This is a genomic window from Sulfitobacter sp. W002 (genome assembly GCF_025142135.1).
In the GTDB taxonomy this organism is placed as follows: Bacteria; Pseudomonadota; Alphaproteobacteria; order Rhodobacterales; family Rhodobacteraceae; genus Sulfitobacter; species Sulfitobacter profundi.
The window spans coordinates 796,124-817,897 of the sequence record NZ_CP081126.1; the positions used below are offsets into that span (position 1 = coordinate 796,124).

20 protein-coding genes are annotated in these 21,774 nt (G+C 57.2%); 6 read left to right on the plus strand and 14 right to left on the minus strand.

The annotated features are described in order from the left end of the window. Positions 1-2: 2 nt before the first annotated feature. Positions 3-2,321, minus strand: coding sequence for a xanthine dehydrogenase molybdopterin binding subunit (xdhB, locus tag K3758_RS03895; protein WP_259947811.1), 2,319 nt, complete (start codon positions 2,319-2,321; stop codon positions 3-5). Positions 2,322-2,338: 17 nt separating this feature from the next. Beyond that, positions 2,339-3,802, minus strand: coding sequence for a xanthine dehydrogenase small subunit (xdhA, locus tag K3758_RS03900; RefSeq protein WP_259947813.1), 1,464 nt, complete (start codon positions 3,800-3,802; stop codon positions 2,339-2,341). 158 nt (positions 3,803-3,960) lie between these two features. Between xdhA and K3758_RS03905 the strand changes: the two genes are divergently transcribed. After that, on the plus strand, positions 3,961-4,863 hold the full coding sequence (locus K3758_RS03905) for a LysR family transcriptional regulator (RefSeq protein WP_120350337.1): 903 nt from the start codon (positions 3,961-3,963) through the stop codon (positions 4,861-4,863). Positions 4,864-5,007: 144 nt separating this feature from the next. On the opposite strand, the gene K3758_RS03910 is transcribed toward K3758_RS03905, so the two are convergent. Further along, a complete protein-coding gene (locus tag K3758_RS03910; protein WP_259947816.1) occupies positions 5,008-6,240 on the minus strand; it encodes a urate hydroxylase PuuD in 1,233 nt (410 codons plus the stop codon). 100 nt (positions 6,241-6,340) lie between these two features. On the opposite strand from K3758_RS03910, the gene K3758_RS03915 reads away from it, so the two are divergent. After that, complete coding sequence (locus K3758_RS03915; RefSeq protein ID WP_067628533.1) at positions 6,341-7,240, plus strand: LysR family transcriptional regulator; 900 nt, start codon at positions 6,341-6,343, stop codon at positions 7,238-7,240. A gap of 24 nt (positions 7,241-7,264) precedes the next feature. Here K3758_RS03915 and uraH read toward each other — a convergent pair whose 3' ends face one another. Then, complete coding sequence (gene uraH, locus K3758_RS03920) at positions 7,265-7,618, minus strand: hydroxyisourate hydrolase (protein ID WP_067628535.1); 354 nt, start codon at positions 7,616-7,618, stop codon at positions 7,265-7,267. Positions 7,619-7,768: 150 nt separating this feature from the next. On the opposite strand from uraH, the gene puuE reads away from it, so the two are divergent. The 3 genes from puuE to K3758_RS03935 are packed head-to-tail and all read left to right on the plus strand — an operon-like array spanning position 7,769 to position 11,142. Beyond that, complete coding sequence (gene puuE / locus K3758_RS03925) at positions 7,769-9,181, plus strand: allantoinase PuuE (protein WP_259947820.1); 1,413 nt, start codon at positions 7,769-7,771, stop codon at positions 9,179-9,181. Continuing rightward, positions 9,178-9,660: an ureidoglycolate lyase gene (locus tag K3758_RS03930; RefSeq protein ID WP_259947822.1), complete on the plus strand. Its 483-nt coding sequence runs from the start codon at positions 9,178-9,180 to the stop codon at positions 9,658-9,660. Before puuE ends, K3758_RS03930 begins: the two co-directional genes overlap by 4 nt. Positions 9,661-9,717: 57 nt before the next feature. After that, positions 9,718-11,142: a uracil-xanthine permease family protein gene (locus tag K3758_RS03935; protein ID WP_120350342.1), complete on the plus strand. Its 1,425-nt coding sequence runs from the start codon at positions 9,718-9,720 to the stop codon at positions 11,140-11,142. A gap of 357 nt (positions 11,143-11,499) precedes the next feature. On the opposite strand, the gene K3758_RS03940 is transcribed toward K3758_RS03935, so the two are convergent. The 6 genes from K3758_RS03940 to bhcA form a co-directional block, all read right to left on the minus strand. Further along, positions 11,500-12,501 carry a type I glyceraldehyde-3-phosphate dehydrogenase gene (locus tag K3758_RS03940; protein ID WP_259947825.1) on the minus strand — a complete coding sequence of 334 codons (1,002 nt, stop codon included), beginning with the start codon at positions 12,499-12,501 and terminating at the stop codon, positions 11,500-11,502. Positions 12,502-12,503: 2 nt separating this feature from the next. Continuing rightward, on the minus strand, positions 12,504-13,010 hold the full coding sequence (locus tag K3758_RS03945; protein ID WP_259947827.1) for an AmiS/UreI family transporter: 507 nt from the start codon (positions 13,008-13,010) through the stop codon (positions 12,504-12,506). 68 nt (positions 13,011-13,078) lie between these two features. Continuing rightward, positions 13,079-14,044 carry an iminosuccinate reductase BhcD gene (bhcD, locus tag K3758_RS03950; protein WP_259947829.1) on the minus strand — a complete coding sequence of 322 codons (966 nt, stop codon included), beginning with the start codon at positions 14,042-14,044 and terminating at the stop codon, positions 13,079-13,081. A 174-nt stretch (positions 14,045-14,218) separates the two neighbouring features. After that, positions 14,219-15,382 (minus strand): 3-hydroxy-D-aspartate aldolase BhcC, encoded by a 1,164-nt coding sequence (gene bhcC / locus K3758_RS03955; protein ID WP_259947831.1) that lies wholly within the window; start codon positions 15,380-15,382, stop codon positions 14,219-14,221. A 36-nt stretch (positions 15,383-15,418) separates the two neighbouring features. Then, positions 15,419-16,390: a beta-hydroxyaspartate dehydratase BhcB gene (bhcB, locus tag K3758_RS03960; RefSeq protein WP_259947834.1), complete on the minus strand. Its 972-nt coding sequence runs from the start codon at positions 16,388-16,390 to the stop codon at positions 15,419-15,421. Continuing rightward, positions 16,390-17,580 (minus strand): L-aspartate--glyoxylate aminotransferase BhcA, encoded by a 1,191-nt coding sequence (gene bhcA / locus K3758_RS03965; protein ID WP_259947836.1) that lies wholly within the window; start codon positions 17,578-17,580, stop codon positions 16,390-16,392. Before bhcA ends, bhcB begins: the two co-directional genes overlap by 1 nt. Before the next feature lie 169 nt (positions 17,581-17,749). Between bhcA and bhcR the strand changes: the two genes are divergently transcribed. After that, complete coding sequence (gene bhcR, locus K3758_RS03970) at positions 17,750-18,598, plus strand: HTH-type transcriptional regulator BhcR (RefSeq protein ID WP_259947837.1); 849 nt, start codon at positions 17,750-17,752, stop codon at positions 18,596-18,598. Here bhcR and K3758_RS03975 read toward each other — a convergent pair. From K3758_RS03975 to K3758_RS03990, 4 genes are all read right to left on the minus strand, one after another. Next, a complete protein-coding gene (locus tag K3758_RS03975; RefSeq protein WP_259947839.1) occupies positions 18,579-19,448 on the minus strand; it encodes a bifunctional allantoicase/(S)-ureidoglycine aminohydrolase in 870 nt (289 codons plus the stop codon). The two genes, bhcR and K3758_RS03975, sit on opposite strands and share 20 nt — an antisense overlap. Before the next feature lie 264 nt (positions 19,449-19,712). After that, positions 19,713-20,348, minus strand: coding sequence for a maleylacetoacetate isomerase (maiA, locus tag K3758_RS03980; RefSeq protein WP_259947840.1), 636 nt, complete (start codon positions 20,346-20,348; stop codon positions 19,713-19,715). 4 nt (positions 20,349-20,352) lie between these two features. Further along, positions 20,353-20,592, minus strand: a complete 240-nt coding sequence (locus K3758_RS03985) for a hypothetical protein (RefSeq protein ID WP_259947842.1) — start codon at positions 20,590-20,592, stop codon at positions 20,353-20,355. A gap of 283 nt (positions 20,593-20,875) precedes the next feature. After that, positions 20,876-21,661 carry an IclR family transcriptional regulator gene (locus tag K3758_RS03990; protein ID WP_259947844.1) on the minus strand — a complete coding sequence of 262 codons (786 nt, stop codon included), beginning with the start codon at positions 21,659-21,661 and terminating at the stop codon, positions 20,876-20,878. Positions 21,662-21,774: the final 113 nt, after the last annotated feature.

Consider the following 21,774-nt stretch of genomic DNA (forward strand, 5'->3'; position numbering starts at 1 on the left):
GTTCACCCCTCGGCCTGCAACCGTGCCACAGCCAGCAACACCCGTTCCGGTGTGGCCGGCGCATCAAGACGCGGACACGCGCGGTAGTTGGCCACCGAAGCGACAGCCATCGACAGCGCTTCGAACACCGAAATGCCAAGCATGAAGGGCGGCTCTCCTACCGCCTTGGAGCGCTTCACGGTCAGTTCGCGGTTCTCCGACCAGTCGGCAAGGTTCACGTTGAATATGCGGGGGCGGTCGGAAGCGAGGGGAATTTTGTATGTAGAGGGCGCATGGGTCCGCAGTCGTCCGGCATCGTCCCACCATAACTCTTCGGTTGTGAGCCAGCCCATGCCTTGGATGAACGCGCCTTCGACCTGGCCTTTGTCGAGCGCCGGATTGAGGGAACGGCCCACATCATGCAGGATGTCGGTACGCTCGACACGGTATTCGCCCGTCAATGTGTCGATTGTCACTTCAGAGCATGCTGCCCCGTAAGCATAGTAATAGAACGGGCGCCCTTGGCCTTTGGCGCGGTCCCAGTGAATTTTCGGCGTCTTGTAGAAACCGGCCGCCGAAAGCTGCACGCGGGCAAGATAGGCCTGCTTGATGAAGGCCGCAAATGTCAGGATGTCTTTGCCAATAAAGACATGATTGGCGTGGAAACTTACCTCTTCTGCGGTAACACCCCAAGTTTTTGTCGCGAACTCGACCAACCGCGCTTTGATCTGTTCCACCGCGTTGAGCGCGGCCATGCCGTTCAGGTCGGTTCCGCTGGAAGCAGCGGTTGCTGACGTGTTCGGCACTTTCTCAGTGGTGGTTTTGGTAATCTTGATCCGCTCAAAATCGACCTGAAACGCCTCAGCGACAATCTGTGCCACCTTGGTGTTCAACCCCTGACCCATCTCTGTGCCGCCGTGGTTCAGGTGGATTGAGCCGTCGTTATAGACATGCACCAATGCGCCAGCCTGATTGTACCACGTCGCCGTGAACGAGATCCCGAACTTGACCGGGGTCAGGGCAATCCCCTTTTTGAGCACCGGCGAGGTCTCATTGAAGGCCATGATGTCTTTGCGGCGCTGGCGGTAGTCAGAGGTGGTTTCCAACTCCTCGACAAGCCGTTCGAGAATGCTGTCTTCGACTTTCTGATGATAGGGCGTGATGTCTCGCCCTTCGCCGCCGTAGAAGTTCGCCTTGCGCACGTCCAGTGGATCTTGGCCTGTGGCATAGGCGATCTCTTCGATGATGCGTTCAGCAGCCACCACCCCCTGCGGGCCGCCAAAGCCACGAAAAGCCGTGTTGGAGACTGTGTTGGTCTTCATCGGATGGCTTTCAAGCCGCACATTCGGGTAAAAATAAGCGTTATCGGCATGAAAGAGGGCTCGGTCGGTCACGGGGCCCGAGAGATCGGACGAAAAACCGCACCGTGCAGCAAAGCTGCCATTCACCGCTTCGATGCGTCCCGCTGCGTCGAAAGAGACATCATAGTCGATTACAAAATCGTGGCGTTTCCCCGTAGCCGTCATGTCTTGGTCCCGGTCGGGGCGGATCTTCACGGCGCGGTTCCACTTTTTCGCCGCCATTGCGGCAACAGCGCAGAACAGGTTCATCTGGCTTTCCTTGCCGCCAAACCCGCCGCCCATGCGGCGCACGTTCACCACAACCGCATTCGAGGGCACGCCGAGAACTTGAGCCACCATATGCTGCGCCTCGGAGGGGTGCTGCGTGGAGGAATGCACGACGATATCATCGTCTTCCCCGGGAATGGCCAAGGCGATATGCCCTTCAAGGTACATGTGGTCCTGTCCGCCCACAGCAATCCTACCCTTGATCCGATTGCTGGCGGTTTCCAACGCCCCATCGACATCGCCGCGTTCGAGTTTCAGCGGGGCGGTGACGTGTGGGTATCCCGCCTGTTGCGCCTGAATGGGATCAAGCGCATGGGGTAAAACATCGCAGTTGATCTTGGCTTTTTCTGCGGCGTGGCGCGCAATGTCCCGTGTCTCTGCGATCACCGCAAACAGGGGTTGGCCGTGAAATTGAATCACATCAGTGGGGAAAACCGGCTCATCATTCATTCCCGTGGGGCTTAGGTCGTTGACGCCTGGCACATCCTCGGCCGTTAGGATGCCGATCACGCCCGGAGTTGCCAGAACATCGGTATAGTCGATGTCCAAAAGCGTCGCATGGGCAACATCCGAGACACCTAGATAGGCATGCAACGTGCCTTCGGGCAGCGTAATGTCGTCGGTGTAATCTGCCGCGCCCGTGACGTGTTTTGACGCGCTGTCATGAATGCGGTCGCTGTGGGCGGTGCCGGTGATGGAAACGTTGTCTTTCATTTTTGCGCCTCCTTGCTTTAAGCGCTGATGAGTTGAACGGGTGCGGCGCTTTGCGCATCCTGTTCCAGATAAAAACGGCGCAGAAGATTCTGAGCAGAGAGCTTTCGATACGCCGCGGAGGCGCGCCAGTCCGTAAGCGGTTCGAAATCCTCGGCCAGCGCTGCTGCGGCGGCCTCGAAGTTCTCTCGCGTCCAGCGCTGACCATTCAGCGCAGCTTCTCCCGCCGTTGCACGTTTGGGTGTCGCGGCCATGCCGCCAAAGGCAATGCGGGCATTGCTGATGACGTTTCCGGTTACCGTCATATGGATGCCAACGGCCACCGACGAGATATCCTCGTCGCGCCGTTTGGAGATTTTATAGGCAGCGTTCAAATCATCGGGGCCGGGCAGGGGAACCTGAATGCTCTCGACAAATTCCGCCGGTGCGCGATCCTGCTTGCCATAGTCTATAAAGAACTTTTCAAGAGGCATGTTTCGGCGGGCAGCGCCGCGGCGGAGCGTGATCTCTGCGCCAAGCGCGATCAGGACGGGCGGGGTATCACCGATAGGAGAACCGTTGGCGATATTGCCCCCGACCGTGCCCATGTTTCGCACCTGCCATCCCGCGATACGGTTCCAGTAGGGGAGAAGATGAGGCAGGTGCTCTGACAGAATAGCCTGACAATCGGTGTAGCTGGCCCCAGCCCCGATTTTTAGCTGCCCTCCCTGACGCTCAACTGTTTTCAGCGCGTTAAGATGGCCGGTGAAAATCGCGGGTCCGATTTTACGCAGGAATTTTGTAACCCAAAGCCCGACGTCGGTGGACCCGGCCACGATGGTTGCGTTCGGGTAGCTCAAAAGGCAATCGGCCAGATCATCCACGTCAGCCGGGATGATGCTCAGGTTGTCTTTGGGTCCGGAGACGATGCGCTTGCCATGCTGAAGCGCTTGCAGTCGCGTCGTTATCTGAGCGCGTTCGGCATTCAGAAGATCCGACGATGGCGTGCCATAGCGCGACACGGCCACCGCTGCCTTGATGATGGGCTCATAGCCGGTGCAGCGGCACAGGTTCCCCTGTAGGGCCGTCTCAACCTCTTGCGATGTTGGTTCGGGCGTCTGCATCCAGAGCGCATAAAGCGACATGACAAATCCGGGCGTGCAGAAACCACATTGGCTCCCGTGATGTTCAATCATTGCTTCCTGAACAGGGTGCAGCCGACCTTTCGGACCAGAGAGATGCTCGACCGTGACCACATGACAACCGTTGATCGAGGCCAGAAACCGAATGCAGGCATTGATGGGCTCATAGACCAGCCCGGCATTGCCAAGCCGGCCCACCAGTACGGTACAGGCGCCGCAATCGCCTTCGGCGCAGCCTTCTTTTGACCCGGTCAGACGGCGTTCGAGCCGAAGAAAGTCCAAAAGCGTTTGGCTGGCTGAAACGTCGTCCAGCGCCACGTCTGTGCCGTTGAGAATGAAACGGATGTCGCGTTGATAGTCCAAGGGGTGCCTCCCAATCGCCAGTGTGGCTGTGATCGTCGCCGCTACGATAGACACAGTTGTTTGGGCGAAAAAATCACCGGAAACGCTAAATACTTTCAACAGAACGTTGAAAATTCGCCGGACTTTGGGCATGTTCATGCGGAAGGGGAGAGCGCCGTATGTCTTATATCGAAAGCTTGCGCGTCTTCGTTCGCGTGATGGACTTGGGAAGTATCACCGCGGGCGGGCGGGACCTGAGGCTGACGCCTGCAGTTGCCAGCAAGCGTTTGAAAGAGCTAGAGAAACATCTCGGCGTGCGCCTGTTTAACAGGACGACCCGCTCCATCACCCCGACAGAGGTCGGCACCGTTTTTTACGATGAGGCCCATGCTATTTTGCAGGCGCTGGATAACGCCGAGGCCCGGGTCGCCAGCTTTTCCGACGCCCCGCGAGGCGCCCTGCGGATCACGGCACCGCTTGGGGTCGGGCGTCGAATAGTTGCGCCATTGGTCCCGGAATTCTCTGAAACCTATCCTGACACAGAGATAAGGATGCGGCTGTCCGACCGACGGGTAGACATCATGGCAGACGGGCTCGATATCGCTTTCTTTATCGGGGAGCCGAGTGATTCCACGATGAAGCTGCGAAAGTTCGCGGATTGCGATCGGGTCTTATGTGCCTCTCCGGATTATCTTTCGCGTTGTGGAACGCCGATGACGCCTGACGATCTTCACGATCAGGCGCACAACTGCCTTTTGCTGCGGTATCCAAGATCGCCAGAGTATTATTGGACACTTCAGACCGATATGGGCCCCCGAAAGCTGGAGGTTCGCGGTCGGTTCGATGCCGATGACGGTGATGTACTGACCGATTGGGCGCTGGCCGGGCGTGGGATCATCAACAAGCCGCGCTTTGATGTGCGTGAACACCTCAAGTCGGGACGACTTGTCGAGGTATTACCGCACACTCCGCCAAAGCCGACCATTTTTGGCTGCCTGTATCCCCACAAAAAGCTTCAGGATCCAAAGGTTCGTCTGTTCGTTGATCACATCGCACGAAACAGCAAACGCTTTTTCGTCTGAGTTCGACGCCCGTTCAGCGTTGCACTCTGGTGTGACGGATGGTCAGGCGTCTGCCGCCGCGCCAAAGGTTTTTTGGCAATTGCAGTAGTGAACGCGCGCTGTCGATGCCGATAAATCTTTGAAATAAATGCGGAATGGGGAGCGTTACTGGCTACGCACTTCGCGCACCCAAGCGACAATATTGCGTCGCGCGTCCTCGTCCATTTGTACGGCATTCGGCGGGGGCATGGCGTGGCTCACGCCCGCTTGGAGATAGATCTGGTCCGCATGACGCGCAACGTCGCCGGGGGTCTCAAGGTAGACCCCCTTTGGCGCCCACTGCATATTGCCCCAGACCGGTTCTCGGGCATGGCACATTGAGCAATTGCCGATGACGGAGTCGTAAGCGCTCTCGAACCCCTCAGCAGAGGCATAGGCCTGCTCATATGCCGTCAGTTCTCGGGCTTCTGCGTCTTCCCATGTCTCCCCCGTTCTGATGGTGGAAAGCCACGCGATCAAAACCATAAGCAACACGGTCACCGCCCAAGTCCAATGCGGACCGGAACCGGTTTTGTGCATCGTGTTGAAGTAGTGGCGAATGGTGACACCGGTCAAAAAGATCAGGCTTGCGATGATCCAGCTGAACTCTGTTCCAAATGCCAGCGGGTAATGGTTCGACAGCATCAGGAACACCACCGGCAAGGTAAGGTAGTTGTTGTGGGTCGAGCGCACTTTGGCGATCTTGCCGTATTTCGCGTCAGGTGTGCGACCGGCCTTAAGGTCTTCGACGACAACCCGTTGGTTGGGCATGATCTGGAAAAACACATTGGCGGTCATGATCGTCGCCGTGAAAGCGCCGAGATGCAGCAACGCCGCCCTGCCAGTGAAAATTTGGTTGTATCCCCATGACATGATCACAAGGATTACGAACAAAAGCAGCATCAGAACTGTGGGGTGGTCGGCCAATTTGGATTTGCACATCGCATCATAGAGCAGCCAGCCAATCGTTAGGGAACCGCCGGAAATCAAGATGCCCTGAAACAGCGAAATATCGGCTTTGGTGGGGTCGAGCAGAAACAATTCACCGCCGACCCAGTAGATGATCATCAAAAGCGCCGCCCCTGACAACCAAGTGCTGTAGCTTTGCCATTTGTGCCATGTCAGATGCTCGGGCATCCGGGCGGGCGCGACCAGATATTTGACTGTGTGATAGAAACCCCCGCCATGTACTTCCCATTCTTCGCCGTAGGCGCCGTCGGGCAGGGCGTCGTTTGGTTTAAGCATTAGATCGAGCGCGATAAAATAGAACGATGCACCGATCCACGCCATTGCAGTGATCACATGTAGCCAGCGGACGCTGAACGCGATCCAGTCCCACAGAATTGCCAAATCGTACATGGCTGGTCTCCTTAGATTCGAATTTTCTAACACCCTAGGCGAGACAGATTTGTTCTGGTATCGCCGTAAAGGACCAAGCAGCATCAAAAAAGACAGAATAATGTCCTACTTCGATAACATCCGCACTTTTGTGCGCGTCTATGAACTGGGCAGCATGTCTGCCGCGGGGCGGGATTTGCGGATATCTCCAGCTGTTACGTCATCACGGATTTCACAATTAGAAGAACGGCTTGGCGTAAGGCTTTTTCAACGGACGACACGCAGTCTTTCCCCGACCGAGCAGGGCAAGTCGTTCTACCGCGGCGCGACCGAAATACTCGAAGCCGTCGAAAGCGCCGAGGCGCAGATCGTCAACATCACCGAGAACCTGAAAGGATCGCTCTATGTTGCGGCGCCTTTAGGTGTCGGTCGTAGGTTAATCGCCCCGCAAGTCCCCGGTTTCTTGAAGAACTATCCCGAAGTCAGCGTGAGGTTGCGTCTGTCCGACCGGAAAGTGGACTTGACCACAGAGGGTCTGGATTTGGCATTCTTTCTGGGGCAACCCGAGGATAGCAATCTGCGCATCCGAAAAATCGCAGACGTGGAGCGGGTGCTCTGCGCATCGCCGGACTATATTGCGCGCCGTGGCATGCCCGAGAGCGGAAGCGCGCTGGTGGCGGAGGGGCATGAATGCCTGAGCCTTCGCTTTCCGGGGGCAACCGAATTTCAATGGCGGTTAACGACACCGGATGGCCCCAAGCGATTTCGTGTCTCGGGGCGCTATGAGTCAGATGACGGGGACGTGCTCACCGATTGGGCACTTGCCGGTCATGGCGTCGCAATGAAGCCGGTTTTCGAAATTGCAGAACACTTGCGGACCGGCGCTTTGGTGCCTGTCGCTGAAAAGACGCCTCCCGAGCCGATTCAGATGGCGTGCCTATTTACGCATCGCCGTAGACAGGACCCGAAAACGCGCCTTTTCATGGAGTTCATGGTTGATCGCATCGCCGCGACAATCTAGCGAAGCAATCAGTGGGTCGAAGCCTCAGCTTCCGCGATATGTTGAGTATCCGAAAGGAGAAAGCAACAAGGGCACGTGGTAGTGCGATTGCTCGGACATCCCAAAGCGGATCGGTATGACGCCTAGAAACCGGGGGTCTTCAGGCGGCGTGCCGCTTGCATCCAGATAAGGGCCTGCGTGGAACACCAGTTCATATTCGCCCACTTCGAACTCTGCTTCAGGCAGGATTTGTTCGTCAGTGCGCCCGTCGTTGTTCGTCGTAAGCGTTTTCAACAGATGCCGTTCAACACCGCTGATGCGAAACAATTCAATTTTCAGCCCTTCGGCGGGGCACCCAAGGGCGGTGTCGAGGACATGGGTTGTAAGATAGCCGGCCATTTTTAACTTCTCCTGAAACGCTGTCTGTTTCTAGGCTGAATGCCTTTAAGTGACAAATCTCCACTAACAGAAGGCTCCTTTAAAATTTTTTTGAAAAACAGATCCATTTTTCCTGTTTAGGTTGGGTTTTAGAAGAAAAGGAATATTTGCGTGAAACGTTACCCAAGAGATATGACCGGCTATGGTGGCGCTGTACCAGCGGCGCAATGGCCGAATGGCGCAAAAATCGCCGTTCAGATCGTGCTGAACTATGAAGAAGGTGGGGAAAACAATATTCTCCACGGTGATGCTGCGTCTGAAGCGTTCCTATCGGAAATCACCGGGGCCGCTCCCTGGCAGGGTCAACGCCATTGGAACATGGAATCGATCTATGAATACGGCAGCCGCGCCGGGTTCTGGCGTGTTCACAAACTGCTCAAAGACACGCCAATTACTGTTTATGGTGTAGCAACCGCCCTTATGCGGGCGCCCCAGCAGCTCAAGGCGATGAAGGAGGCGGGCTGGGAGATTGCCAGCCATGGTCTGAAGTGGATAGAACACAAGGATATGGAGCCGCAGGAAGAGCGCGCCCAGATCCGCGAGGCAATCCGTCTTCATACCGAAGTGGTGGGGGAGGCCCCGCGCGGCTGGTACACCGGACGCTGCTCCATGAACACTGTGGACCTTGCCGCCGAGGAGGGCGATTTCGCCTATATCGCCGACAGCTATGCTGATGATTTGCCCTACTGGGTGCGGGCTGGTGGTAAGGACCAGTTGATCGTGCCTTACACGATGGACTGCAACGACATGCGCTTTGCGATTCAAGCGGGATACACGAACGGTGATCAGTTTGAGAGCTATCTCAAGGATAGCTTTGACATGCTCTATGCCGAGGGGGCCGAAGGCGCGCCCAAGATGCTTTCGATCGGTTTGCACTGTCGTCTTATCGGGCGTCCGGGGCGCGCAATGGCGTTGAAACGCGCCTTGGAGCATTTCGCGAAACACGACGGGGTCTGGTTCGCCACCCGGGAACAGATTGCCGATCACTGGGCAAGCCTGCACCCGCCTGCCGAGGGGACCGCGCCATCCGATATGGACAGGGAAACCTTTGTCGCGGAGTTTGGTGGCATGTTCGAACACAGCCCTTGGATTGCCGAGGGTGCCTTTGAACTTGAGCTTGGTGCGACCCATGACAATGCAGCAGGCATTCACAACGCACTGGCGCGTGTGTTCCGTAACGCATCCGAAGAACAGCGGCTGGGTGTGCTGACCGCCCACCCCGACTTGGCGGGTAAACTAGCGGCAGCGGGGCGCCTCACAAAGGAAAGCACTGCCGAACAGGCGGGTGCCGGACTGGATTTGCTGACCGACGAAGAACGGGAGACCTTTCAGAACCTCAACGCGGAATACGTTGAGCGGCACGGCTTTCCTTTCATCATCGCCGTGAAGGATAACACCAAATCGAGCATTCTCGAAGCATTTCACCGCCGTATCAAAAATGACCGCGATACCGAGTTCTCCGAAGCCTGCCGACAGGTTGAGCGAATTGCAGAACTGCGCCTGATTGAGAGGTTTGCATCATGAGCAACGTTTTGACGGCAACCACAATCAATTCCGATGCCATTGCGGGGCTCGCAGAATTGATCGATGCATCAGACACGCCCGACAAGCTCATAAACCAAGGGCGTTGCGGACGTTTCCATGATCGAGCGACCCTCGACGTTGATGGTCGCGTAGGGGTCAGCGTCTTTCAATCCACATCGTTCTCCATGCCTTTCAAAATGGAAATGATGGAGCGTCACCCTTTGGGCAGCCAAGCTTTTCTGCCGATGCAGGAAGGCGAATATCTGGTCGTGCTAGCCGAAGATAAAGACGGTGCTCCGGTTGCGCCACGGGCCTTTATTGCTGGGCCGGGGCAGGGCGTAAACATCGGGCGCAATGTCTGGCACGGGGTTTTGTGTCCGCTGTCCGATCCGGGGCTTTTCATGGTCGTCGACCGCGTCAGCGAGGGGCCAAATCTGGAGGAACATTGGTTCGATGAGCCATTCATCATCGAGCGATAATAGATAATTCGGCAAAAAAAGCGCCGGCTCACGCATCCATAGGGAGGGACAATTATAATGTCTGATGCATCCATCGGAACGCCGGACCAACTCCGCGATCCAAATTACACCCCGCCGCTCACAAAAGCGGTGCCGCTGGGGATTCAGCACGTGCTGGCGATGTTCGTATCGAACGTCACTCCGGCGATCATCGTGTGCGGCGCCGCAGGTTTCGGCTTTGGCTCGAACAGCCCTGACTTTCCGCAAATGATCTACATGATACAGATGTCCATGTTCTTTGCCGGGGTCGCGACGCTGTTTCAGTCGATCGGTGTAGGTCCGATTGGCGCGCGCTTGCCGATCGTGCAGGGGACATCGTTTGCCTTTATTCCAATTATGATCCCGCTCGTCGCCGGGAAGGGCGTGGACGCGATTGCGGTCCTGATGGGGGGTATCGTCGCCGGTGGCCTGTTCCACGCCTTTTTGGGGCTATTCATCGGGAGACTTCGTTTTGCACTGCCGCCGCTGGTCACTGGCTTGGTCGTGACCATGATTGGTCTGGCTCTGGTCAAGGTCGGTGTTCAATATGCGGCAGGGGGTGTGCCTGCAATCGGCACCGAAGAATATGGCTCCGGGCTCAACTGGTTCATGGCAGGTACCGTGATTTTGGTGACCCTTGGCCTGAAGTTCTTTACCCGCGGCATGCTTTCTGTGTCGGCCGTTCTGATCGGCCTTTTGGTTGGCTATGTCGTCGCCTTTGCGCTTGGTCAGGTCAATCTTGGCAATGTAGGTCAAGCGGCAAGCTTTGCGCTGCCGAACCCGCTACACTTTGGCATCGAATTCTCGGCCGCCGCGGTCATCGGCTTTTGTGCCATGTCCTTCGTCTCGGCCATCGAGACTGTTGGCGATGTTTCCGGGATCACCAAAGGGGGCGCAGGCCGCGAGGCGAGCGACCGCGAAATCCAAGGGGCGACCTATGCAGATGGGATCGGCACGGCCATCTCGGGCATGTTCGGCGCGCTGCCCAATACGTCGTTCAGTCAGAACGTAGGTCTCATCGCCATGACGGGTGTGATGAGCCGGATGGTCGTTACAATCGGGGCGATTTTTCTGATCATATGTGGTCTTGTTCCCAAAATCGGTGCGGTGATCTCTTCGATCCCGATCGAAGTGCTGGGCGGTGGTGTCATCGTGATGTTCGGCATGGTGGTCGCGGCTGGTATCTCGATGCTGTCCGATGTGAACTGGAACCGTCGCAACATGGTCATTTTTGCCATCGCGCTGTCACTTGGTCTGGGCCTGCAGCTTGAGCCGGATGCGCTTCAGTATCTGCCGGGCACGCTGAAAGTCCTAGGGACTTCGGGCATTCTGCCCGCGGCCCTCATCGCCATCGTTCTTAATCTGGTGCTGCCCGAGGAGCTTTCGGGTGAAGCCACCGAGGAAGTCTCTGGCGGTATGGCAGGACAGGGGAGCGGATCACTCGCGCAGAGTGACCGCGTCTGATGTCGCCTTCGCGGTGAGATAGGAAAAGCAAATGCGGCGCAGGTCTCTGCGCCGCATTTTTTCGCGGGTAAGCGCTAGGGTTGAAAGAAATACGTGCCGGGATCGCCGGGTTCATCTCGGGACTTGGCCAGCCCAACGGGAAGCAGCGTCAAAGGGGATGGCTCAAACTGATAAAGGATACATGGGGGTTTCAAAACCTTAGGCGATGCCACGTCCAAAGGCCGCTGGCGAGCTGCACCTGTGCCAACGTGCAGCTCGCCAGCGCTGGTTTACCCAAGGTTCAGACATCGCTCACAGAGCGCGGCCCTCATCTGGAATATATCTTCAACCTTTCAGAGGTGCGTCATTCTCGGCAGATCACCGGCTTCTCGCCGCGAGGCGTTCCGCCATTTCAAGCATGCGTGCAGAGAAGCCCCATTCGTTGTCGTACCACCCAAAGACGCGCAGCTGGCGCTGTTCGATTGATTGCGTTTCGGGAAGAGCGATTACCAGAGATTCAGGGCGGCTCCGAAAATCGGTCGAAACACAGGGGTCTTCTGTCAGACCAATGAGGGTCGAGTCTGCAAAGGCTTCGCGCAAGAACTCGATAAACGAACCTTCGGGCTTTTCCAAGATTTGCAGCGTCGCATCGATTGCCGATACTGAGATGCAGGGAACCCGGACGGCGCTGACACTGAGCCGGCCTTGTAATTCTGGCAATACGTTAAAGATTTGATTAAGCGCGCTGGTTGTTGTCGGAACCATTGAGACAGCAGCAGCACGGCTTCTTTCAAGACTGGCACCGGGCTGGTCAACAGTCGGTTGGCTCCCGGTGTAGCAATGAATGGTGGTGACATGTGCTCTAGAAATTCCAAGACCTAGATCAATCGTGCGGAGGAGGGGGGCGATCGCATTGGTCGTACAAGACGCATTGGACACGATCCGCGCATCGCCAAGTTTTTGTTCATTGGCGCCCAAGACAACCGTCTGGTCGGCGACCTCGGACGGGCCGGAAATCAGAATATTCGACGCCCCAGCGTCGATGCCTGCTTCTGCGAAGTCTCTATCCTTGACCCTTCCGGTGCATTCCAAAACAACATCCACACCGCGTAAATCCAAGGCCCGCAGGTCCGGTTCGCAGGTAAATGGGATGGGGCGACCGCCAATTGTTATCTGGCGATCTCCCGTTTCCACTGGGAGAGGCAAAGGGCCGAAAACACTGTCGTAGCGCAGCAGGTACGCGCAAGTTTCGAGGGACGCAATATCGTTGATGCCAACGACTTTGACGGCGGACTGGCTCTCATTTTGTAAAATCTGGCGCAGCAAAGTCCTGCCGATGCGACCAAAACCGTTGATAAAGACACTTAGCTGGCGGGTCACGTTCAAGCTCCGTACATCAGGAAAAGGGCGGGCAGCCAGGCAGTCAGCACGCCGCTTAGGAGTGTGGCAACTGCTGTTTGGTCTTGAACCGGTTTCTTCAACGTCAAAGTGGCGAAATACATGAACCAAAGACCCGACCAAGTAAGCCAGCAAATACCCAGCCAGATATCAATGAATTTCGCTGCAGAGGCGAGGGCTAAAAAGGCCTGAGGCAACACGGAAAGAGAGACAAACAGGCTGAACCATCCCAGACCGCGGCCATCGGCGCCATTCAACCGGTTAACCGCCACCCAAAAGTAGGTCGCGCTGAACAGCAGCGTCAGGGCGACAGAACGGACTTCATCCCCGGTCGTGGCGCGCACGAGTGACACAACGGCGACTGTGGCGGTAATTGCCGCTGTGGCAAAGTTGATGACAACAATCTCTCGATCCGAGATGCGCCCAGACATCCAAAGACCATTCAACACAAGAACCGCCCCCACAAACAGCAGGGATATTGGCAAAAACATGAAACCTACCGTTTGTCCGCGTTGTTGAAACGCCTTGCAAAACTTGGGCCAACTCGGCTCGTCGTTACTCAGAATTCTACTTCGACTGCGATGCCCTTCTCAATGGCCAAATCAACAACTTTGGCCGCCACTGCAAGATCTTGAAGGCCGACACCGGTGCCGTCAAACAGTGTGATCTGATGATCCGACGTACGACCCGGATTGGTCCCATTGATGACCGCGCCGAGCTGGGCAACATCTGTTTCCATGATGATCCCTTCGGCAATGGCGTGTTGCGCCTCGCCGATGCTTACGGACTGGGCAACCTCATCGGTGAACACGGACGCGCGTGTCAGCAAGGCCGCTTCGACCTCCTGTTTGCCCTTAGTGTCCGTGCCCATACATGCGACATGGGTTCCGGGGCTGACGTGATCGGCCATCAAAGACGGTGAAAAGGCAGAGGTGATCGAGATGATGACGTCGGCTTCAGTCATGCCGGGCAGATCGACGGCTTCAAAGGGAACCCCTGCCTCATGCGCGACTTTCTCGATATTGGGTAGCATCTCTGGGTGGTAGTTCCAGCCGATCACCTTCTCGAACTTTCGCTGCTCCAATGCGGCACGTAGCTGGAAGGTGGCTTGGTGGCCTGCGCCTACCATGCCGATGACGGTCGCGTTTTCACGGGCCAAGTGTTTGATTGAAACCGACGAAGCCGCCGCCGTACGCAACGCTGTCAGCAAATTGCCACCGACCATCGCTTTGACCTTGCCGGTGTCAGGATCGAACAGGAACACGGTGGACTGGTGGTTGATCAGGTTGCGTTTTTCAAGGTTGTTCGGCCAGTATCCACCGGCCTTTAACCCCAAGCTCAACCCGGCGCGATCAAATCCGCCTTTGAACCCGTATAGCGCATCTTCGTGCCCAATCGCTTCGCGTACGACAGGGAAGTTGTAGGCGTCGCCGGATGCCATTGCGGCAAAGACTTTCTCGATAGCATCAAAAGCTGCCTCGCGGGTCATTAGGTTGGCGATCTCACGTTCAGGTACGATCAGCATGTGTCTCTCCAAATATTTCGTTTCAGAAGACTCCGAGAGGTTCGCCAGTGGCTTGAGAACGTCGCGCCGCAGGTTGGGGCGGAAAAGAGTATTCTGACACGCTTCAAATCAGTTCGCCCCTGTGCCCGCGGGGAAGAAAGCAGACACATGGGGCCGTTGTCTTACATCGCTAGATCAGTAGGCGTGACCGCGTGCCGAAACTGGCCAGAGGCATTCAACCTTGCCGTTCCGAACACCAACATACCAATCATGGACGTTGGCGGTCGGATCGCAGTGACCCGGAACCAGCTTCAGCTTGTCGTTGACCTTCAGCGCGCCGTTTGGGTCCATCACCACCCCATGTTCGTCCGAACACTTGATATATTCGACATCATCGCGCCCGTAGATCACTGGCAATCCGCTATCGACAGATTGAGCCTTGAGGCCAGCGTCGACGATCGCCTTGTCCGCCTTTGCATGGCTCATCACGCTTGTGAGGATGAAAAAGGCATTCTCCCATTCCCCTTGGTCGATGCGTTTGCCGTCTTTGTCGAGGATGCGCCCATAGTCCGCGTCCATGAAGGCATAGGAGCCGCACTGCAGTTCGTTATACACACCCGAGTTGGACTCGAAATAGTAGGAGCCAGTGCCGCCACCGCCAACGATGTCACAGTCCAAACCTTCGGCCTTCAACGTATCGACCGCGTCTTTGACCATCGCCACGGCGATATCGATCTTCTCCTTGCGTTCGTCATAGCTGTCGAGGTGCTGCATTGCGCCTTGATAGGCTTGCAGGCCTGAAAACTTAAGCCCCTCGGCACCGTCGATGGCCTTGGCAATCGCCACCACGTCAGACGTGGTGGTCACACCGCAGCGCCCCGCGCCACAATCGATTTCGACAAGACATTCGATCTCGGTGCCATGTTTTTGCGCCGCCGATGACAGATCAGCCACATTGGCAAGGTCGTCAACGCAACAGATCGTGCGGGCGCCCAGCTTGGGCAGACGGGCGAGGCGGTCGATTTTGGCGGGATCGCGTACTTGGTTTGAGACGAGGATATCTTTGATGCCACCCCGCGCAAAAACCTCGGCCTCTGAGACTTTCTGGCAGCAGACACCGCATGCACCGCCGAGCTTTTCTTGAAGCCTTTGGACATCGACCGACTTGTGCATCTTGCCGTGGGTACGGTGGCGCATGCCGTGCGCCTTGGCGTAGTCTCCCATTTTTTTGATGTTGCGCTCCAGCGCGTCAAGATCAAGCACAAGGCTCGGGGTTTGGATGTCGGCCTCGTCCATGCCCGGTTTTGCCGGGATATCGTAGCCCACTTCGAATTCGTCGAGATTGGTCATATCTTTCATGTCCGTGCTCCTTCGTTTTTCAGTCGATATTTGAGATCAGGCGGCGTTCAGCCACGGCAGCTTGTCGAGATCGACATTGCCGCCCGTGATGATCAGGCCGACGCGCTTGCCCCTAAAGGCTTCGGGGTTCTTGAGAACTATCGCGAGCGGCACAGCAGAGGATGGCTCCATGACCACGCGCAGATGCTTCCAGGTCAGCTTCATCGCCTCAATGATCTCTTGCTCGGAGGCCGTGTAGATTTCGGACACGTGGTTTGAGACAAAATGCCAAGTCAGGTCCTTGAGCGGGACCAGAAGGCCGTCGGCAATGGTCTTGGGGGCATCGTCCGCGATGATATGGCCCGCCTTGAAGCTGCGGTAAGCGTCGTCTGCCTGTTCAGGCTCGGCCGCAATGATCTGAGTTTCGGGCGCGAGGGTCGCGAGGGCGAGGCAGGTGCCCGATATCATGCCGCCACCACCGATTGGCGCCACCACAGCATCAAGACCATCCGTCTGCTCAATGAATTCTTTCGAACATGTGCCCTGTCCGGCGATCACTCGGGGATCGTTGTAGGGGTGTACGAAATCGCCCCCTGTCGCAGTTTGCACCTCGGCAAAGGTCGCCTCACGGGAACTGGTCGACGGCTCGCACTCGGTAATGACACCGCCAAAACGGCGCACCGTATCCTTCTTTGCCTGAGGTGCTGTGCGGGGCATCACCACGTTGCATGGAATGCCACGCTTCATAGCGGCATAAGACAGGCAGGATGCATGGTTGCCTGAGGAATGTGTTGCGACGCCTTTGGCCGCCTGCTCCTCGCTGAGCCCGAACACCGCGTTCGAGGCGCCCCTCACCTTAAAGGCACCCGGCTCTTGAAAGTTCTCGCATTTGAAGAACAGCTCGCAACCGGCAAGTTCGTTGAGGTAGTCCGAGGTGCGGACCGGCGTGCGGCGAATATAGGGGCCGATCCGCGCGTGGGCGTCCAACATGTCCTCGTAAGTCGGGATGTACATCTGGTAATCCTTCATCACGCCGCGTCCTTTTGCGCTGCCGCGGTATGGCCGCGATAGTATTCTTGGGCCGCCGCGACCCCGGAGCCGAGTTTGATGTCCAATCCAAGATCGACCATGCACATTTCTGCGGTTGCGATGCCGGAGAGGGCCATGACATCCGTCAGGCTGCCGAGGTGGCCAATCCGGAAGACCTTGCCCGCGACCTCACCGAGCCCCACGCCAAAGGCCACGCCATACTTGTTGGCGGCATGTGCCACGATATCGGTGGCGTTGAAGTCTTCGGGCGTCCGAATGGCACTGACAGTGTCGGAGTAAACCGAAGGGTCCGTGGCGCAAAGATCAAGGCCCCAAGCGCCCACCGCCGCACGCACACCCTCTGCAATCCGGTAATGCCGGGCAAACACGTTCTCCAGACCTTCGGTCAGCAGCATGTTGCAGGCTTGATTCAGACCGTTCAGCAGCCCCACGGCAGGCGTATAGGGGTAGGCGTTGTTTGCGTAGCCTTTGGCCATGTCGTGTACGTCGAAAAACGTGCGAGGCAGAGAGGCGGTTTTGGTGGCCTCCATCGCCTTGGGTGAGAAGCCAACAATGGCGAGGCCAGCGGGCAGCATGAAGCCTTTTTGTGACCCGGTCACGGCAACATCCACGCCCCATTCGTCGAAACGGAAATCCATTGAGGCAATCGATGAAACACCATCCACCAACAGCATCGCTGGATGGCCCGATGCGTCCAGCGCACGGCGCACGGCCGCAATGTCTGATTTCACGCCGGTGGCCGTTTCATTATGCGTGGCAAGAACGGCCTTGATCTCGTGGCTTTTGTCAGCGGTCAGGATCTCTTCGTAGCGATCCGCCGGGATCCCTGCGCCCCATGCGGTTTCGACCGTCTGCACAGCAAGACCATGACGCTGGCACATGTCGATCCAACGATGGCTGAACATACCGTTGCGTGCCGCAAGCACTTTGTCACCCGATGACAGCGTGTTGGTCAGCGCAGTTTCCCACCCCCCCGTGCCGGTGGACGGAAAAATGAAGATTTCTGCGTTGTCGCTTTTGAGGATCTTACGAACACTTGCGCGAGCGGGATGTAGAATTTGCCCAAACAGCGGTGACCGGTGGTCGATCGTAGGCATGTCGCAAGCCTTGCGCAGGCTCTCGGGAATGTTGGTCGGGCCCGGGATGAAAACGGGATTTTGAAAGCTCATGGACGGTCTCCTTCCGTTGTTGGCTTCACAATAGACCGGACCAGGGCGAACCGATATTTTTTTGAAATAGGGTTTCAGTTTTTGGGTTCATGCTTAAAGGTGAGTGTTGTCAGTGCGTTATATTTTTCATATGGTGATTTCGTCTTTCACATAGAAACGAAGGGTTCTTATGGAATCTCAAGACAATGGTTCAGGAACTGGTCGGAAAGCACGCGGAAGGCCCCGTGGCTGGACGGACAAGACCGCGCAGAACACGATCAAATCGCTCGACCGGGCCATGGAGGTGTTCGAGTATCTCAGCGAAGCGCAGGGCAAGCCGCTCTCTAAGCTGGCAGATGAGATGCGCCAATCGCCAGCGACCGTCTACCGTATCCTTGTAACCCTTGAGGGCAGGGGGCTGGTCGAATTCGATCACGAAGAGCAGGTTTGGTACATTGGTCCGCGCGCGTTTGTGATCGGCGCGCGTTTCCTTCGGCGCACAAGTCTTGTCGATCGTGCGCGACCCATCATGCGAAAGCTGATGGAAACGACCGGTGAAACAGCCAATATCGGCGTCGGAAAAGAAGAGGCGGTCCTGTTCCTGAGCCAAGTGGAGACACATGCGAACATCCGCGCATTTTTCCCGCCCGGCAGCCTTTCTCCGATGCATGCATCCGGCATTGGCAAGGCGTTGCTCGCATATATGGAACCAGAGCGTTTGGACAAACTACTCTCGAAAGGGCAGATGACGCGGTTTACCGCGCATACGATCATCGATCCGAAGGCCCTGCGCCAGAATCTCGAAGCCATTCGGGAAAGCGGCTTTTCAGTTGATAATGAAGAGAGGAACGAAGGCATGCGCTGTATCGCGGCGCCGGTATTCGACATGAATGGCGAAGCTGTCGCGGGAATCTCGATATCCGGGCCAACAAGCAGGGTCGGCGCGTCCGAGATCGAAGAATTGAGCCGCCCCGTCATCAAGGCGGCTCACCAATTGAGCCTCGCGATCGGGGGCAGCGTTACTGGGCCGCAGCCTTGAGGCGCTGATGTTGAGGGTATGACGCGGCGCCGGGACGGAGCGCCATATGGCGATTTACGTCCTTGTAAAGCAGGTACCGGAACCGCCCCGGGCCACCCGCATAGCATGCCTGGGGGCAAAAAGCGCGGAGCCACATGTAATCGCCAGCCTCGACCTCGACCCAATCATTGTTCAGATTGTAGACGGCTTTGCCCTCCAACACATAGAGCCCGTGCTCCATCACATGTGTCTCAAGAAAGGGAATAACGCCGCCCGGTTCGAATGTCACAATCGTGACATGCATGTCGTGGCGCAGGTCGGATGGGTCGACAAAGCGGGTCGTCGACCATTTGCCATCTGTGCCCGGCATGGGCGTCGGTTCGATGTCGTTTTCGTTCAGGACCAGCACATCGGGCATATCCAACCCTTCGACGGCCTCATATGCCTTGCGCACCCAGTGGAAGCGCAAGACTTCATCGCCTTCGTTTCGCAGGGTCCAGGCGCTCGACGGGGGCAGGTATGCGTAACCGCCCGGGCTCAGCTCGTAAGTCTCGCCCGCGACACGCAAAGTGGCTGCGCCTTCCACAACGAATAATACGCCCTCGGCTTCCGGATCCAATTCAGCCTTTTCAGAACCGCCTCCGGGCTGTACCTCCATGATGTATTGCGAAAATGTCTCGGCGAAGCCGCTCATCGGGCGCGCGATGACCCACAGGCGCGTATCCTCCCAAAAGGGCAAAAAGCTGGTGACGATATCCCGCATCGTACCTTTTGGGATGACCGCATAGGCATCCTTGAAAACTGCGCGATCGGTAAGAAGCTGCTCTTGCCCGGGATGTCCCCCGTGTGGCGCGAAATATTTGGTGCTCATGGATGCTCCGGAAGAAAAAGACTGTTTATGCGAGGGTATTCGATGCGGCTAGGGGGCGACCACCAGCAAAGTTACGACAGCTCTATTCGGTGAGATTTGAAAATAGGCGGGATAGGGCCATTGTCGATTGCTTCAGGTTAGATGCCCGCCTGTTTTCAAGATCGCCAGAGGCGTTCGAGGTGTCGCCCCGGTCGTCCCTCGACACACGCAACGTCAGTCCCGGTGGTTTTGCCGCTTTCAGCCCATGAACGCATGAGCTGCCCTTCAATTGGCGTCCGGCTGATTTTCGGGGCGTGCGGCGTCAAAGGCCGGGAGGCGCAGGGCCTCCTGTTCGATCTCAAGCAGCCGCGCGAAGGGTGTCATCTCGACGCCCCACCGGTGGGCGTTGTAAAGCTGCGGGATAAGGCAAAGGTCGCAAAGCAGCGGGTGATCGGCAAAGCTGAATTTCGGGCCGTGCGGCAGCAGCGCTTGATAGGCGTGCAGCCCTTCGGTCATCCAATGGCGCATCCATGCCGTTCCCTCATCCGCGGTCAGCCCATGATGGGCTTTCAGGTGGCTGACCACCTTGAGGTTGTTGATCGGATGAATGTCCGTCGCGATCACTTGTGCGGCGGCCAGTACCTGAGCCCGCTCAAACGCGGGCGCGGGCAAAAGGGCAGGGTCTGGCGCGATCTCGTCCAGATAGGCCATGATTGCCAGCGATTGGGTCAACGCCCGCCCGTCTTCAAGAAGCAATGTTGGTACCCCTTTGATGGGGTTCTTGGCCACATAGTCTGGGTTGTGTTGGTCCCCGGCCACGAGGTCCACCGGGACCATCCGATAGGGGAGGCCCTTAAGGTTCAGCGCTATCCGCACGCGGTAAGATGTGGTCGAGCGCCAGTAGGAATATAGCGTAAGCATCGGGCTATTTGTTACCCGGCGTGCTGTCGCACTTCATTTCCATATCCGCCCAGCAGTCGATGTAATCATCCTGAGGCTGAGCCTCTCTTTTGGAAAGCTGGGTTTGCACATCTGTGAGCACCGTGTTCCTGCCTTGGGGCAGGGCACCGGGGAGCGGTTTGGTTTCGAAATAGTCGCCGCCGGACATACAGCCGAGCCTGTCCCCGCCGCCCGGATTAAACGCGCTTTTGCCACTGCCAGTCATCAATTTTCCCCTCCCCTTGATCCTTCATGCGTTGGCCATAAACCATGCCAGAACCGCCGTTTCAGAATCGTTACAATTGCAACGAATAGGAGGCCATGGGACAATCCGTCAAGAAAATTTCAGGTGCAACGATCACGGGGGGGAGCCGTTCCGGATGGCATCAGATGACTTCAACCTGTCGGATTTGCTCCCCTACAGACTGTCCGTATTGGCCGCGCACAGCCCGGTTGCAGGGCGCTTTAGATGAACAAACGGACGAGCTCTGAACGACGGGTCAACGAAATTAACCGACGTTGGCCGCGTAGAGCTTGCCGATCTCCTCTGCCGTCTCGGTCAGTTTTTTCAAATGCGCTTTGGCGATGGCGGCGACGCTATGCTGTTCGGCCAGCCAAATCAGGCTAACCGCGCCGACAGCATGACCCTGTGACCCTATGGCGACCGCAATCGCGCTTGGAATGCCGCCGTAATCCACCGCACGCCCCCAATAGCCGTCCTCTCTGATGGCGAAACCCTGCGCGCGAACCTCGCGCAATTTAGCTGGCAGCGCCAAGGCAGCGCTGCGGTCTTTGCCGGTGGTGTGGACGGCCAAACGGGCGGAATACTCTGCCTCCTGCTCAGGCTCCAGTGCCGCCAGAAAAGCGCAGCCCAGTGCAGAGCGGAAAGGCGAGGGCCTGTAGCCGATGCAATCGGGAAAGATACCGTGGCTGGAAAAGTTCCGCGTCGTATCCACAATCTCGACCCGGCCATTGCCGATGGGCGCGGCAAGGTCCACGCCAAGTCCCGTGGCATCAGAAAGGGAAAGGATCGCAGAGGCACCGGCTTCGACCAGCGTGTCTATCGACGTAGGGCGGGAATTCACCCGCGGGAAACGGGATCCGACCCTGTAGCGGCTGTCACTTCTGCTTTGGGTCAGCCAGCGCTGTTGGACCAATGTAGCGCAGATGCGCAGGATTGTCGGCTTGGGCAAGCCGGTGCGCTCGGCCAGAAAGGCCAAGGAACACACGCCATTGCTGGAGATAACTTCGAGGATGTTGAGCCCGCGTTCAACGGAGCGGTTTAATTTCGTCATAGCGTTCCACCTGGTGAAATCCATGTTGGACCGTTAATCCATCGCTGTCTAGTTTTTGCGCAATCGCGGCAGGGGCGGAGGAGGTCTTTGCCGGGGTGTCGCATTTAGGGGGG